The sequence below is a fragment of the Pseudomonas sp. Q2-TVG4-2 genome, assembly GCF_013620795.1.
GTDB lineage: Bacteria > Pseudomonadota > Gammaproteobacteria > Pseudomonadales > Pseudomonadaceae > Stutzerimonas.
Genome location: NZ_LGLW01000004.1, coordinates 405,949 through 420,355, shown reverse-complemented (window position 1 = coordinate 420,355; position 14,407 = coordinate 405,949). Strand labels below are relative to the sequence as shown.

Genomic DNA, 14,407 nt, shown 5'->3' with positions numbered 1-14,407 from the left:
TAGGAGATACCTGATGAAGTTGCCGATTTACCTGGACTACTCCGCTACCACACCAGTCGATCCTCGCGTCGCCGAGAAGATGGTCGATTGCCTGACTGCCGAAGGCAACTTCGGTAATCCGGCGTCGCGTTCCCATGCCTTTGGCTGGAAAGCCGAGGAGGCAGTCGAGAATGCGCGCCGCCAAGTTGCAGAGCTGGTCAATGCAGATCCTCGCGAAATTGTCTGGACCTCGGGTGCGACCGAGTCGGACAACCTGGCGATCAAGGGTGTTGCGCACTTCTATGCCTCCAAGGGCAAGCACATCGTAACCAGCAAGATCGAGCACAAGGCCGTTCTGGATACGACCCGTCAGCTCGAGCGCGAAGGTTTCGAAGTGACCTATATCGAGCCTGGCGAGGACGGTGTGATCACCCCTGCCATGGTTGAAGCAGCGCTGCGCGATGACACCGTCCTGGTGTCCATCATGCACGTGAACAATGAGATCGGAACGATCAACGATATTGCCGCCATCGGTGAGCTCACCCGCTCGCGCGGCGTGCTGTTTCATGTCGACGCTGCTCAGTCCACCGGTAAGGTGGAGATCGATCTGGAACGCATGAAGGTTGATCTGATGTCCTTCTCCGCCCACAAGACCTACGGTCCGAAAGGCGTCGGTGCCCTGTACGTGCGTCGTAAGCCACGCGTACGCCTTGAGGCGCAGATGCACGGCGGTGGTCACGAGCGCGGCATGCGCTCGGGCACGCTGGCGGCGCACCAGTCGGTCGGCATGGGCGAGGCGTTCCGCATCGCCAAGGAAGAAATGGCCGCTGAGAACGAGCGCATCACCAAGCTGCGTGACCGCTTCTTCAAGCAGGTTGAGCATCTTGAAGAACTCTATGTAAACGGCAGCATGACTTCGCGTGTGCCGCACAACCTGAACCTGAGCTTCAACTATGTCGAGGGCGAGTCGCTGATCATGGCGCTCAAGGACCTCGCGGTTTCCTCCGGTTCGGCCTGCACTTCTGCTTCGCTGGAGCCGTCCTACGTGCTCCGTGCGCTGGGGCGCAACGACGAGCTGGCACACAGCTCGATCCGTTTCACGTTCGGCCGTTTTACTACCGAAGAAGAAGTCGACTACGCCGCGCAGAAAGTCAGCGAGGCGGTAACGAAATTGCGTGAGCTTTCACCCTTGTGGGACATGTTCAAGGATGGCGTTGATATCTCGCAGGTTGAGTGGGCAGCCCACTGATCCGCTGAGTCGTCGAGTTCCGCATAGCCTGATTCAATGAGGATTGCACCATGGCATACAGTGAGAAGGTCATTGACCATTACGAAAATCCCCGCAACGTCGGCAAGTTCGACGCTGAGGATCCTTCCATCGGCACCGGTATGGTCGGCGCGCCGGCCTGCGGCGATGTGATGCGTCTGCAAATTAAGGTCAACGAGCAGGGCGTCATCGAAGACGCCAAGTTCAAGACCTATGGTTGCGGTTCGGCCATCGCCTCCAGCTCCCTCGCCACCGAGTGGATGAAGGGTAAGACGCTGGAAGAGGCCGAAACCATCAAGAACACTCACCTGGCTGAAGAGCTGGCGCTGCCGCCGGTGAAGATCCATTGCTCGGTACTGGCAGAGGATGCCATCAAGGCGGCCGTTCGCGATTACCGTGAAAAGAAAGGGTTGCCGCAAGCCTAAGGAGGTATCGATGGCTATCAGCATGACAACCGCCGCCGCTGATCACGTGCGCCGTTCTCTGGAAGGGCGCGGCAAGGGGCTAGGAGTCCGGTTGGGCGTACGCACCACCGGCTGCTCCGGCTTGGCCTACGTGCTCGAGTTCGTTGACGAGGCGGCAGCAGAGGATTCGGTTTTCGATAATCACGGTGTGAAGATCATCATCGATCCCAAAAGCCTGGCGTACCTCGATGGCACGGAGCTCGACTTCGTCCGGGAAGGACTGAACGAAGGTTTCAAGTTCAACAACCCCAACGTGCGTGGCGAATGCGGCTGCGGCGAAAGCTTCAATATCTGAGGACGCTGTGGGAACTCCCTGTCACTACGCGCTGTTCGAGTTGCAGCCGGCTTTCGATATCGATCCGGAAATGCTTTCGTCTCGTTACCGCGAGCTGGCCCGCAAGGTCCACCCCGATCGGTTTGCCGACGCCGGGGAAACGGAACAGCGTCATGCCATCGAGCGCTCGGCGAACCTGAACGAGGCCTATCAGACGCTGAAAAGCCCGTCGCGTCGGGCCCGCTATCTGCTGACTCTGCAGGGGCGCGAAATGCCGCTTGAGGCAACCGTCCAGGATTCTGCTTTCCTTATGCAGCAGATGCAGTGGCGGGAAGAGCTCGAAGAGCTTCAGGACGACGCGAATATCGCTTCTTTCAAGGCTCGGCTCAAAGCTGCTCAGCAGGATCTCAATGACTCCTTCGCGCGGATATGGCGGGAGGAGTCGCAGCGCGAGCAGGCGGAGCGACTGGTGCGTCGAATGCAGTTTCTCGACAAGCTGTCTCAGGAAGTGCGCCAGTTGGAAGAGCGCCTCGACGATTAACCCCGCGTAGCGCCAGACGCTGCGCCCGATATCAGACAGACATGGCCTTACTTCAGATAGCTGAACCCGGACAAAGCCCGCAACCCCACCAGCGCCGTCTGGCGGTTGGCATCGATCTGGGCACGACCAATTCACTCGTGGCCGCATTGCGCAGTGGCGTTACGGCGCCGTTGGCTGACATTAATGGCGAGGTGATTCTGCCTTCCGCGGTGCGTTATCACAACGATCGCGTCGAGGTGGGGCATGCCGCAAAACGCGCTGCATCCAGCGATCCGTTGAACACAATCCTGTCGGTCAAGCGCCTGATGGGGCGTGGTATCGGTGATGTAAAGCAGCTGGGAGGACAGCTGCCGTATCGATTCAGTGAGGGGCAGTCGCAGATGCCCTTCATCGAGACGGTGCACGGTGCCAAGAGCCCGGTGGAAGTCTCCGCCGAAATCCTTCGTACATTGCGTGAGCGTGCGGAAGCGGTGCTGGGCGGCGAGCTTGTAGGTGCAGTAATCACGGTGCCCGCGTATTTCGATGAGGCTCAAAGGCAAGCGACCAAGGATGCCGCGCGCCTAGCCAATCTCAATGTGCTACGTCTGCTCAATGAGCCTACCGCTGCTGCTGTCGCTTATGGCCTGGACCGCGAGGCTGAAGGCGTCGTGGCGATCTATGATCTGGGTGGCGGAACCTTCGATATCTCAATTCTGCGTCTGACCAAGGGCGTATTCGAGGTGCTGGCTACCGGCGGAGATACTGCGCTCGGGGGCGATGACTTCGATCATGCGATCGCCGGCTGGATTCTGGCCCAGGCCGGTGCGTCTGAAGACCTTGATCCAGGTGCCCAGCGGGAGGTGCTGAAGATAGCCTGCGATGCCAAGGAGCAGCTCAGCAGCGCCGAGTCGGTCGAGGTGCGCTATGCCGGCTGGCAGGGTGCCCTGACGCGTGCAACCTTTAACGAGCTCATTGATCCGTTGATCGCGCTCAGCCTCAAGTCCTGTCGACGTGCATTGCGTGATTCGGCTGTTGAGATGGAAGAGGTCCAGGCGGTGGTCATGGTTGGCGGCTCCACCCGGGTACCGCGGGTGCGCGAGCGGGTTGGTGAGATGTTCGGTCAGGACCCGCTGACCGATATCGATCCCGATCAGGTCGTTGCTATCGGTGCAGCGATCCAGGCCGAGACCCTGGCGGGCAACAATCGCGATGGCGAGGAACTGTTGCTGCTCGACGTCATTCCGCTGTCGCTGGGTTTGGAAACGATGGGCGGTTTGATGGAAAAGATCATTCCACGCAACACCACGATTCCAGTTGCGCGTGCGCAGGATTTCACGACTTACAAAGATGGCCAGTCGGCCATGATGATTCACGTGCTGCAAGGTGAGCGCGAGCTCATCGCCGACTGCCGTTCGCTGGCTCGCTTCGAGCTGCGCGGCATCCCGCCGATGGTGGCCGGTGCCGCGAAGATCCGTGTGACCTTTCAGGTCGACGCCGACGGGCTGCTCAGCGTATCGGCCCGTGAGCTGGCGTCCGGCGTCGAGTCGAGCATTCAGGTGAAGCCTTCCTACGGGCTGACCGACGGCGAGATCGCTCGCATGCTGGAAGATTCTTTTCATAAAGCCAACGAAGACAAGGCAGCCCGGGCGCTACGTGAGCAACTGGTCGATGCGCAACGGTTGCTCGAAGCGGTCGAGGGCGCCCTGGCCGTAGACGGCGAGCGCCTGCTCAGTGAGGAGGAGCGCGCGGCGATCGATTCACAGATGCAGGGTCTTCGCGAGCTTCTCGATAGTCAGGATGAAGTTGCCATCGAACGCCAGATCAAGCGCTTGAGCCAGATTACCGATGCCTTTGCCGCGCGCAGGTTAGATTCAACCGTCAAGGCCGCGTTGGCTGGGCGACGGCTTAACGATATCGAGGAATGACCCAGATGCCGCAGATTGTTTTCCTGCCCCATGTCGACCATTGCCCCGAAGGGGCTGTGGTGGAAGCGCAGCCCGGTGAGACGGTGCTTGATGCTGCGTTGCGAAATGGTATCGACATTGAGCATGCCTGTGAAAAGTCTTGCGCCTGTACTACCTGTCACGTGGTAGTCCGTGAGGGCTTTGCCTCGCTGGAGGCGTCGGATGAGCTCGAGGACGACATGCTGGACAAGGCGTGGGGGCTCGAACCCAATTCGAGGCTGTCTTGTCAGGCAGCTGTTGCGGACGTCGATCTGGTGGTCGAGATTCCGAAATACACCATCAATCAAGTCTCGGAAGGCCATTGAGGGCGGGGTGAAGCATGGCGCTTAAGTGGTCTGATGTGCTGGATATCGCGATTGAACTGGCCGAAAGCAAGCCGAATGTAGATCCGCGTTACGTGAACTTTGTCGAGCTGCATCGTTGGGTCGTCGAGCTACCGGATTTTTCGGACGATCCGAAGCGCGGCGGCGAAAAGGTGCTCGAAGCCATACAGGCCGCCTGGATAGAAGAAGCCTAGAGCCAGCAGGCACCCGGCGGCGCGCTTCAAGGCAGAAGTGTGTGCGTTACGGTCTTCGCCGCCACTCAGCAGGTCACAGCTACTCTTATATTTTTATTCGTGACCCGCGTATAATTCGCGGGTTTACTCGTTTGTTTTAACCTATCAATTTCTGGAGTTTCAAATGGCCCTGCAACGCACTTTCTCCATCATCAAACCTGACGCCGTCGCCAAGAATGTTATCGGCGAGATCACCTCCCGTTTCGAGAAGGCCGGGCTGCGCGTCGTTGCGTCGAAAATGGTCCAGCTGTCCGAGCGCGAAGCTGGCGGTTTCTATGCCGAGCACAGCGAGCGCGGCTTCTTCAAAGATCTGGTTGCTTTCATGGTTTCCGGTCCGGTCATCGTTCAGGTTCTGGAAGGCGAAGACGCCATCGCCAAGAACCGTGAGCTGATGGGCGCTACCAACCCGAAAGAAGCTGCTCCGGGCACCATTCGCGCTGATTTCGCCGTTTCTATCGACGAGAACGCCGTTCACGGTTCCGATTCCGAAGCGTCCGCTGCTCGCGAGATTGCCTACTTCTTCTCCGCCACCGAAGTGTGTGCCCGCATTCGCTGATCAGGCGAAGGTGAATTCAGATGACTGTTACGACCGGTAAAGTGAATCTGCTGGGGCTGACCCAGCCCCAGCTGGAAAGCTTCTTCGATTCAATAGGGGAGAAGCGCTTTCGTGCCGGTCAGGTCATGAAATGGATTCACCATTTTGGCATTGATGACTTCGATGCGATGAGCAACATCGGCAAGGCCCTGCGCGAAAAACTCAAGGCCTCTGCCGAGATCCGCGGCCCCGAAATTGTCAGCGAAGACATCTCCACCGATGGCACCCGTAAGTGGGTGGTGCGTGTGGCTTCGGGTAGCTGTGTGGAAACCGTCTACATTCCTCAAGGCGGACGCGGCACGCTCTGTGTCTCCTCTCAGGCCGGCTGCGCCCTGGATTGCAGTTTCTGCTCGACCGGCAAACAAGGTTTCAACAGCAACCTCACCGCCGCCGAAGTGATCGGACAGGTGTGGATTGCCAATAAATCGTTCGGCACCATACCGGCCAAGGTCGATCGCGCCATTACCAACGTGGTGATGATGGGCATGGGCGAACCCTTGCTCAATTTCGACAACGTAGTCGCCGCCATGCAGATCATGATGGACGACTTGGGCTACGGTATTTCCAAGCGCAAGGTGACGCTGTCAACATCCGGCGTTGTGCCGATGATCGATGAGCTTTCCAAGGTCATCGACGTATCCCTGGCGCTGTCGTTGCATGCGCCGAACGATGCGCTGCGTGATCAATTGGTGCCGATCAACAAGAAGTATCCGTTGGATATGCTTCTGGCGGCCTGCCAGCGCTATATCTCCAACTTGGGCGAGAAACGCGTTCTCACAATTGAATACACGCTGATGCAGGGCATTAACGACCAGCCCGAACACGCCGAGCAGATGATCGCTTTATTAGCGAAGATTCCCTGCAAGATAAATCTGATCCCCTTCAATCCCTTCCCCCATTCTGGATATGAGCGGCCGAGCAACAATGCGATTCGTCGTTTTCAGGACATCCTGCATAAAGCCGGGCACAATGTAACGGTACGTACCACACGTGGTGAGGATATCGATGCAGCCTGCGGCCAACTGGTCGGGCAGGTAATGGATCGCACACGCCGAAGCGAGCGTTACATCGCAGTGCGTGAACTGCAATCCGAGCCAGGTACGGCGTCCATTGCTACGAACCGTTCCTGAGGGGGATGCTGCTGATGATATTGCGCGTTGCGCTGCTGTTTCTGCTCGCCGGCCTTATGGCTGGTTGTGTGTCCTCCGGATCGGGTAACCCGATGCGCACCTCGGAAGGTCGCGACGAAGCGCGAGACGCCTATATCCAGCTTGGCATCGGCTATTTGCAGCAAGGCGAGGCCTCCCGCGCTAAAACGCCGCTACGCAAAGCGCTCGAGCTGGATTCGAACAGCGCGGATGCCCACGCGGCACTGGCCCTGGTATTCCAGAACGAAATGGAAAATCAGTTAGCTGACGAGCACTACCGCAAGGCCTTATCCAATCGCAACGACGCCCGCATCCTGAACAATTACGGCAGTTTTCTCTTCGAGCAAAAACGTTATCAGGAGGCGATGGAGCGCTTCGCGAAAGCATCTGAAGACAACCTCTACTCTGGACGCTCGCATGTCTTCCAAAACATGGGCATGACCGCGTTGAAGCTCGGTCAGCGCGAGCAGGCCGAAACCTACTTTACCCGCGCCTTGCGCCTCGATAGCCGCCAGCCACGAGCGCTGCTAGAGCTGGCATTGCTGGCTTACGAAGCCAAACAGTACGTCCCGGCAAAGCGTTACTACGATGGGTTCAGCAGCCTTTCCGAGCAGAATGCTCGTAGTCTGCTCCTGGGTATTCGTCTGGCGCGGATTCATCAGGACCGGGATCAGGCGGCGAGTCTTGGTTTGCAGCTCAAACGACTGTATCCCGGAGCGCCTGAATATCAACAGTTTCTTTCGGAGCAACGATGATAGCGCCACATTCTGAAGCCGCTGCCCCGACAATGCTGGCCAATCCAGGCGATACGCTCCGCGCCGCGCGCGAGAGCAAGAACTGGCCACTTTCTTCGGTGGCTAAGCAGCTCAATCTGTCGGAGCGCTCGCTCACGCAAATTGAGGCCGGTGACTTCAGTCAGTTGCCTGGCCATACATTTGCCCGTGGCTACGTTCGTGCTTACGCCAAGCTGCTGGGCCTGGACCAGAATCGTCTCGTGCAACAGTTCGACCAGCATACCGGTACGGATGCAACCGGTAGCAGTGTCAATAGTCTCGGCCACATCGATCAGCCCGTGCGCCTGTCACGCAGCATGGTGCGCTTCTTTACCTTTATCTTGACGCTGGCGATCGGAGCCGGTGCTTTCTTCTGGTGGCAAGATCGCATGGCCCGCACCGAGCCTGGCCCATCTGTCACGGCGCTGGAGCGGATTGAGGTCGAGGCGGCAGACGGAACCACGGAGATACATCTGCTGGATCGAACCGAGGAGCCTGTTGACCTCGCTCCGGGCGAGGAGGTTGGCTCGGCGCCCTTATCGGTAGGCGAGGAAGCGCAGGATCCGGCAGCCGGAAGCCTGCCGCTCGACGAGCAACCAGCAATCGAAACGCCTGCCGAAACGCCTGCCGAGCAGGGCGAGACGGTACCTTCCAGCGAAGCGCCGGCGACTGCTCCGGAAGCGGATGTCAGTGCGGCTCCAGTGGCTGAAGCGGAGGCCGTTGCACCGGGTGAAGGGCGCTTGACGCTGGATTACACCGCGGACTGCTGGACTCGCGTTACCGATGCAAACGGCAAAGTGCTTTACAGCGGACTGGCGAAAGCCGGCAGCAGTCGTACCCTGATCGGGCAAACCCCGCTGGATCTGCATTTAGGCTTCGCTTCTGGTGTGCAAGTCAGCTTTAACGGCGAAGCCGTCAGTCTTTCTGGCAAAACGCGCGGTGAGACCGCGCGTCTCAAGCTCGGACAGTAATCATGCATAGTGAATCTCCCATCAAGCGGCGTCGTACCCGGAAGATCTGGGTAGGCAGTGTACCGGTCGGTGGCGATGCGCCTATCGCCGTACAGAGCATGACCAATACCGAAACCTGCGACGTCGAAGCGACCGTCGCGCAGATCGAACGGCTGCAGAATGCCGGCGCCGACATCGTTCGCGTGTCGGTGCCCTCAATGGACGCCGCCGAGGCGTTCGGCAAGATCAAGCAGCGTGTCGGTCTTCCGCTGGTGGCCGACATTCATTTCGATCATCAGATTGCTCTACGTGTCGCCGAGCTCGGCGTCGATTGCCTGCGCATCAACCCGGGCAACATAGGCCGCGAGGATCGTGTGCGGGCTGTGGTTGAAGCAGCTCGTGATCGGGGCATCCCGATTCGTATTGGGGTCAACGCCGGCTCGCTGGAAAAGGATCTACAGAAGAAGTACGGCGAGCCGACACCTGAGGCGTTGGTCGAATCCGCGCTACGCCATGTCGAGCACCTTGATCGGCTTAATTTCCCGGACTTTAAAGTCAGCGTAAAGGCGTCCGACGTGTTCATGGCTGTGGCCGCGTATCGGCTCTTGGCGGACAAGATCGAGCAGCCGTTGCACCTGGGCATCACCGAAGCCGGGGGGCTACGTTCGGGTACGGTGAAGTCAGCGGTAGGGCTGGGCATGCTGCTAGCCGAAGGTATCGGCGATACCATCCGCATCTCGCTGGCAGCCGATCCGGTGGAGGAAGTCAAGGTTGGTTTCGATATCCTCAAATCGCTGCGTCTGCGCTCGCGAGGGATCAACTTTATCGCCTGCCCGAGTTGCTCGCGGCAGAACTTCGACGTGGTCAAAACCATGAACGAGCTCGAAGGGCGACTCGACGATCTGCTGGTGCCGATGGACGTAGCGGTGATTGGCTGCATCGTCAACGGCCCGGGAGAGGCCAAGGAGGCGCACATCGGCCTCACAGGCGGCACGCCGAACAACCTCATCTACATCGACGGCAAGCCGGCGCAGAAGCTGAACAATGAGAATCTGGTCGACGAACTGGAGCAGCTGATTCGCCGCAAGGCCGCGGAAAAGGCCGAGACCGATGCCGCGCTGATCGTGCGCAGCTGATTTAAGGAACCGAATTGAGCAAGTCCCTGCAAGCCATTCGTGGCATGAACGATATCCTGCCGGCCCAGACGCCGGTCTGGCGCTATCTGGAAACGACCTTCGCGCAGCTGCTCGATAGCTATGGCTACAGCGAGATCCGTCTGCCAATCCTCGAATTTACCGATCTGTTCGCCCGCGGCATCGGCGAGGGGACCGACGTGGTCGACAAGGAGATGTACACCTTCCTCGACCGTAACGAGGAATCACTGACGTTGCGCCCCGAGGGTACTGCCGGTTGCGTCAGAGCCGTGCTCGAACATGGCATGACCGGCGGCGGCCAGGTGCAGAAGCTCTGGTATGCCGGTCCCATGTTTCGTTACGAGAAGCCGCAGAAGGGCCGCTATCGCCAGTTTCATCAGATTGGGGTGGAGGTTTTCAATCAGCCGGGGCCGGATGTCGATGCCGAGCTGATCGTGCTTACGGCCCGGCTGTGGAAGCAGCTCGGCATGTCCGATGCGGTCACCCTGCAGTTGAACAGCCTGGGCTCCAGCGAAGCGCGCGCGACCTATCGGGACGCCCTAGTAGCCTATCTGCAGCAGCATTTCGATCAGCTCGACGAAGACAGTCAGCGCCGCCTGACCAGCAACCCGCTGCGTATCCTGGACAGCAAGAATGTCCAGACCCAGGCGCTGTTGGCCGATGCGCCGACGCTGCATGACTACCTGGACGACGAATCGCGCGCGCATTTCGACGGCCTCAAGACTCGGCTCGAAGCGGCGGGAATTGCCTATCAGATCAATCCCAAGCTGGTTCGTGGCCTCGATTACTACGGCCGCACCGTATTCGAGTGGGTGACCGACAAGCTCGGCTCGCAGGGCACCGTCTGTGCGGGCGGCCGCTATGACGGCCTGGTCAGCCAGTTCGGCGGCAAACCGACGCCGGGCGTGGGCTTCGCCATGGGGATCGAACGTCTGGTGTTGTTGCTGGAAACACTTGAGCTGATCCCCGAAGAACTCAACCAGCCGGCACACGCATTTATCTGTGCCTTCGGCGAGGCGGCCGAACTGGCGGCGCTGGCGCTGGCGGAACGGCTCCGTGACGCCCTGCCGGGTCTTCGCCTGCTGGTCAACGCCGGTGGCGGTAGCTTCAAGAGCCAGTTCAAAAAGGCCGACAAGAGCGGGGCGCGTTTCGCGCTGATTCTTGGTGACGACGAACTGGCCGAACGCGTGGTAGGTTGCAAGCCGCTGCGCGACGACAGCGAACAGCAAAGCATTGCCTGGGATGCTCTACCCGAGCGTCTGGCTGCCTGTCTGGCTTGATCGGACGGGTCTGAATTCAGCGAATGTAAGGAGTGACAGTGTGACCTCGGGTACCGATGAAGAACAGCTGGCGCAGATCAAGGAGTGGTGGCAGCGTAACGGCATGCCTTTGCTGTTGGGGGGCGCACTCGCTCTGGTGTTGGTGTTTGGCTGGCAGTTCTGGCAGAAGCATCAGCTCAATCAAGCACAGAGCGCCTCGACCGTCTATCAGCAGATGCTGAATGCCGTGCTGGAGGAGGGTGGGGTGAATGCTGCCGAGGTTTCGCGCCTGGGCAATTTGCTGAAGAAGGAATTCGCCGGCTCGCATTACGCTCAGTATGGCAGTCTCTTCGTGGCCAAGGTGGCGGTGGAGTCTGATCGTCTCGATGAGGCCGCGACAGAATTGCGAAGCGTGCTCGACAAGCCGGCCGACAAGACCCTCGAAGAGCTGGCTCGCCAGCGTCTGGCCCGTGTTCTGGCAGCGCAGGGCAAGGCCGAAGAGGGGCTTGCATTGCTCGAAGGTGACGCTAATGAGGCCTTCGCAGCCAGTCGTGAAGAGCTGCGGGGTGATCTGCTGGTCAAGCTGGGGCGCCATGACGATGCCCACGCTGCCTATTCCAAGGCAAAAGAGTCGCTGTCACAGGATGCCGCGATTGGTGGCCTGCAGCTGAAACTGGACGATCTGGCTCGTGGAGAGGCATGAATTGATGCGCTGGAAAACTGCCGCACTGCTGACCCTGGCCGTCCTGGCTGCTGGTTGCAGCAGCAATGACAAGAAAGAGCTCGAGCCCGCCGAGCTGGTCAAGTTCGACGCTGAAATACAGCTGAACGAGGAATGGAGCCGCTCGATAGGCGAAGGCCAGGGCGAGACCTATAACCTTCTGGCCCCTGTCGTCTATGGCAATGAGATATTTGCCGCCGACGTCGAGGGGCTGGTGGTGGCAATGGATCGCATGACCGGTAAGGTTCACTGGAAGAACGATCTGGAAGTGCCGATCTCCGGTGCGGTGGGGGCTGGCTACGGCCTTGTCCTGGTTGGCACTTTACGGGGTGAAGTGCTGGCGCTGGACGTGTCGACCGGTGAAGAGCGCTGGCGCAGCCAGGTCAGCAGCGAGGTTCTCGCCGCGCCTGCCGTCAATGGTGACGTAGTGGTGGTTCAGACTCAGGATGACCGCGTCATTGCGTTGGAAATCGACACTGGCGAGCAGCGTTGGAGTTACGAAAGCGCCCCAGCGGTGCTGACCCTGCGGGGTACCGGAGCGCCATTGCTGACCAACCAGCTGGCGATTGCCGGTCTCTCCAGCGGTAAAGTCGTGGCGCTGGATACCCGCCGTGGCCTGCCGATCTGGGAGCAGCGCGTAGCTGTTCCGCAAGGCCGTTCCGAGCTCGAACGCGTCGTCGATATCGATGGCGGTCTGTTGCTCTCAGGCGGGACCTTGTACGTCGCTTCCTTTCAAGGGCGCGCCGCCGCGCTGGATCTAGAAAGCGGCCGGATTCTCTGGCAGCGCGATGCCTCGACGGCAAACGGTGTTGCGCTCGGTTACGGAAGTGTCTATGTAAGCCAGGCTGATGGCACTGTCATGGGGATCGATGAGCGATCGACTACCGTGCTATGGAGCAACGACGCGCTACTGCGTCGGCAGCTTTCCGCTCCGGCGGTTTTCTCCAGCTACGTGGCGGTGGGCGACAAGGAGGGCTATCTGCACTTCCTGAGCCAGGTCGACGGGCGCTTCGTTGCTCGGACCCGTATCGACAGCGCCGGGGTGCGTGCCCGCCCGGTGGTCGAAGGAGATTGGCTGTACGCCTACGGTAACGACGGCAAGCTTGTCGCGCTGACCATTCGCCAGGCGGATTGACGGCTTCACCTCGTTCGTCCTGTTCCGCCGAGGCGGAGCGCTTAATATATTCGGCCGCTGCCTTGCAGCGGCCTTCGTGTTTTCTGAAATATCGCAGTGGAGAGCCGTATGGTTCCCGTAATCGCCCTGGTGGGCCGTCCGAACGTTGGCAAATCCACCCTATTCAACCGTCTGACCAAGAGCCGTGACGCCATCGTCGCGGAATATGCCGGTCTGACCCGTGATCGCCAGTACGGTGAGGCCAAATGGCAGGGCCGTACCTATATTGTCATCGACACTGGGGGCCTGACCGGGGACGAAGAAGGCATCGACGCCAAGATGGCGGAGCAGTCGCTACAAGCGATGCAGGAAGCCGATGCGGTGATGTTCATGGTCGACGCACGTGCCGGCATGACGCCGGGCGATCAGATGATCGCCGAGCATTTGCGCAAGATGAACAAGCGCCACTTCCTCGTGGCGAACAAGGTCGACAGCATCGATCCGGACATCGCGCGAGCCGAGTTCAGCCCGCTGGGTCTCGGCGATGCCTTGCCGATTGCTGCGGCACATGGCCGTGGTATCAGCCATATGCTGGAGCAGGCGCTCGGCACGTTTCCCAAGGACAACGCCGAAGAAGCGGAAGGTGAGGGTGAAGCGGTTGAGGCGGTTGCCGAAGGCGAAGAACCCAAACGCATTCCCGGGCCTAGCGAAAAGGACGGCATCAAGATCGCCATCATCGGCCGTCCCAATGTTGGCAAATCGACGCTGGTCAATCGCATGCTCGGTGAAGAGCGGGTCATCGTCTACGACCAAGCGGGCACCACGCGAGACAGCATTTATATTCCGTTCGAACGCGGCGACGAAAAATACACGCTGATCGACACCGCCGGCGTCCGGCGCCGCGGCAAGATCTTCGAGGCGGTAGAAAAGTTCTCCGTGGTCAAGACGCTGCAGGCGATCCAGGACGCCAACGTAGTGATCTTCGTCATGGATGCCAGAGAAGGCGTGGTCGAACACGACCTCAACCTGCTCGGCTTCGTTCTCGAGAGTGGCCGAGCGCTGGTCATCGCGCTGAACAAGTGGGACGGCATGGAGCCAAGCGAGCGCGACTACGTGAAGACCGAGCTGGAGCGTCGGCTGTTCTTCGTCGAGTTCGCCGACATCCACTTCATCTCCGCCAAGCATGGCACCGGCGTCGGCAACCTGTACAAATCGGTACAGGCCTCGTTCGCCTCGGCCGTTACCCGCTGGCCCACCAGCCGGCTGACCCAGATCCTCGAGGACGCCGTACGCGAGCATGCGCCGCCAATGGTCGCTAGTCGCCGGATCAAGCTGCGCTATGCTCACCTGGGCGGCGCCAACCCGCCGCTGATCGTGATCCACGGCAACCAGGTCGACTCGATTCCCAAGTCCTATACGCGCTATCTGGAGAATACCTACCGGCGTGTGCTGAAGCTGGTGGGCACGCCGATCCGGATCGAGTACAAGGGCGGCGAGAACCCCTACGAGGGCAAGAAGAACACCCTCACCGATCGCCAGGTGAATAAGAAACGCCGTCTCATGTCGCACCACAAGAAAGCCGAGAAAAAGCGTAGAGACAAACGATAGCCCGAAGTTTGAAGCCATAAGCTGGAAGTCGTCTCGCATGAGCTTCCAGCGTTCGACTTCA

The 14,407-nt window shown here is 59.7% G+C and carries 16 protein-coding genes; all 16 read left to right on the top strand.

Features of this window, described 5'->3' with window-relative positions:
• The first annotated feature begins 13 nt into the window (after window positions 1-13).
• The 16 genes from H3028_RS10175 (at window position 14) to der (ending at window position 14,346) form a co-directional block, all read left to right on the top strand.
• Window positions 14-1,228 carry an IscS subfamily cysteine desulfurase gene (locus H3028_RS10175; RefSeq protein WP_181296897.1) on the top strand — a complete coding sequence of 405 codons (1,215 nt, stop codon included), beginning with the start codon at window positions 14-16 and terminating at the stop codon, window positions 1,226-1,228.
• Between the two features lie 50 nt (window positions 1,229-1,278).
• On the top strand, window positions 1,279-1,671 hold the full coding sequence (gene iscU / locus H3028_RS10170) for a Fe-S cluster assembly scaffold IscU (RefSeq protein WP_181296896.1): 393 nt from the start codon (window positions 1,279-1,281) through the stop codon (window positions 1,669-1,671).
• A 10-nt stretch (window positions 1,672-1,681) separates the two neighbouring features.
• The gene (gene iscA, locus H3028_RS10165) at window positions 1,682-2,005 is read left to right on the top strand and encodes an iron-sulfur cluster assembly protein IscA (protein ID WP_168425378.1); all 324 of its coding nucleotides are present in this window, start codon (window positions 1,682-1,684) and stop codon (window positions 2,003-2,005) included.
• A gap of 7 nt (window positions 2,006-2,012) precedes the next feature.
• Entirely contained in the window at window positions 2,013-2,525 is a 513-nt protein-coding gene (gene hscB / locus H3028_RS10160; RefSeq protein ID WP_181296895.1) for a co-chaperone HscB, read from the top strand.
• Between the two features lie 41 nt (window positions 2,526-2,566).
• On the top strand, window positions 2,567-4,429 hold the full coding sequence (gene hscA / locus H3028_RS10155; protein WP_181296894.1) for a Fe-S protein assembly chaperone HscA: 1,863 nt from the start codon (window positions 2,567-2,569) through the stop codon (window positions 4,427-4,429).
• Window positions 4,430-4,434: 5 nt separating this feature from the next.
• Window positions 4,435-4,773, top strand: a complete 339-nt coding sequence (gene fdx / locus H3028_RS10150; protein ID WP_181296893.1) for an ISC system 2Fe-2S type ferredoxin — start codon at window positions 4,435-4,437, stop codon at window positions 4,771-4,773.
• 14 nt (window positions 4,774-4,787) lie between these two features.
• Complete coding sequence (gene iscX, locus H3028_RS10145; RefSeq protein WP_181296892.1) at window positions 4,788-4,985, top strand: Fe-S cluster assembly protein IscX; 198 nt, start codon at window positions 4,788-4,790, stop codon at window positions 4,983-4,985.
• Window positions 4,986-5,148: 163 nt separating this feature from the next.
• Window positions 5,149-5,580: a nucleoside-diphosphate kinase gene (gene ndk, locus H3028_RS10140; protein WP_021209485.1), complete on the top strand. Its 432-nt coding sequence runs from the start codon at window positions 5,149-5,151 to the stop codon at window positions 5,578-5,580.
• Between the two features lie 20 nt (window positions 5,581-5,600).
• A complete protein-coding gene (gene rlmN / locus H3028_RS10135) occupies window positions 5,601-6,749 on the top strand; it encodes a 23S rRNA (adenine(2503)-C(2))-methyltransferase RlmN (protein WP_181296891.1) in 1,149 nt (382 codons plus the stop codon).
• A 14-nt stretch (window positions 6,750-6,763) separates the two neighbouring features.
• On the top strand, window positions 6,764-7,522 hold the full coding sequence (gene pilW / locus H3028_RS10130) for a type IV pilus biogenesis/stability protein PilW (RefSeq protein ID WP_181296890.1): 759 nt from the start codon (window positions 6,764-6,766) through the stop codon (window positions 7,520-7,522).
• The gene (locus tag H3028_RS10125; RefSeq protein ID WP_181296889.1) at window positions 7,519-8,511 is read left to right on the top strand and encodes a RodZ family helix-turn-helix domain-containing protein; all 993 of its coding nucleotides are present in this window, start codon (window positions 7,519-7,521) and stop codon (window positions 8,509-8,511) included. The genes pilW and H3028_RS10125 overlap by 4 nt, the downstream gene beginning before the upstream one ends.
• A gap of 2 nt (window positions 8,512-8,513) precedes the next feature.
• The gene (gene ispG, locus H3028_RS10120; RefSeq protein WP_181296888.1) at window positions 8,514-9,626 is read left to right on the top strand and encodes a flavodoxin-dependent (E)-4-hydroxy-3-methylbut-2-enyl-diphosphate synthase; all 1,113 of its coding nucleotides are present in this window, start codon (window positions 8,514-8,516) and stop codon (window positions 9,624-9,626) included.
• Between the two features lie 14 nt (window positions 9,627-9,640).
• On the top strand, window positions 9,641-10,924 hold the full coding sequence (gene hisS, locus H3028_RS10115; RefSeq protein ID WP_181296887.1) for a histidine--tRNA ligase: 1,284 nt from the start codon (window positions 9,641-9,643) through the stop codon (window positions 10,922-10,924).
• Between the two features lie 40 nt (window positions 10,925-10,964).
• Window positions 10,965-11,606 carry a tetratricopeptide repeat protein gene (locus H3028_RS10110; protein ID WP_181296886.1) on the top strand — a complete coding sequence of 214 codons (642 nt, stop codon included), beginning with the start codon at window positions 10,965-10,967 and terminating at the stop codon, window positions 11,604-11,606.
• Window positions 11,607-11,610: 4 nt separating this feature from the next.
• Window positions 11,611-12,759, top strand: a complete 1,149-nt coding sequence (gene bamB / locus H3028_RS10105) for an outer membrane protein assembly factor BamB (RefSeq protein WP_181296885.1) — start codon at window positions 11,611-11,613, stop codon at window positions 12,757-12,759.
• A gap of 108 nt (window positions 12,760-12,867) precedes the next feature.
• Window positions 12,868-14,346, top strand: a complete 1,479-nt coding sequence (der, locus tag H3028_RS10100) for a ribosome biogenesis GTPase Der (RefSeq protein ID WP_181296884.1) — start codon at window positions 12,868-12,870, stop codon at window positions 14,344-14,346.
• Window positions 14,347-14,407 lie beyond the last annotated feature (61 nt).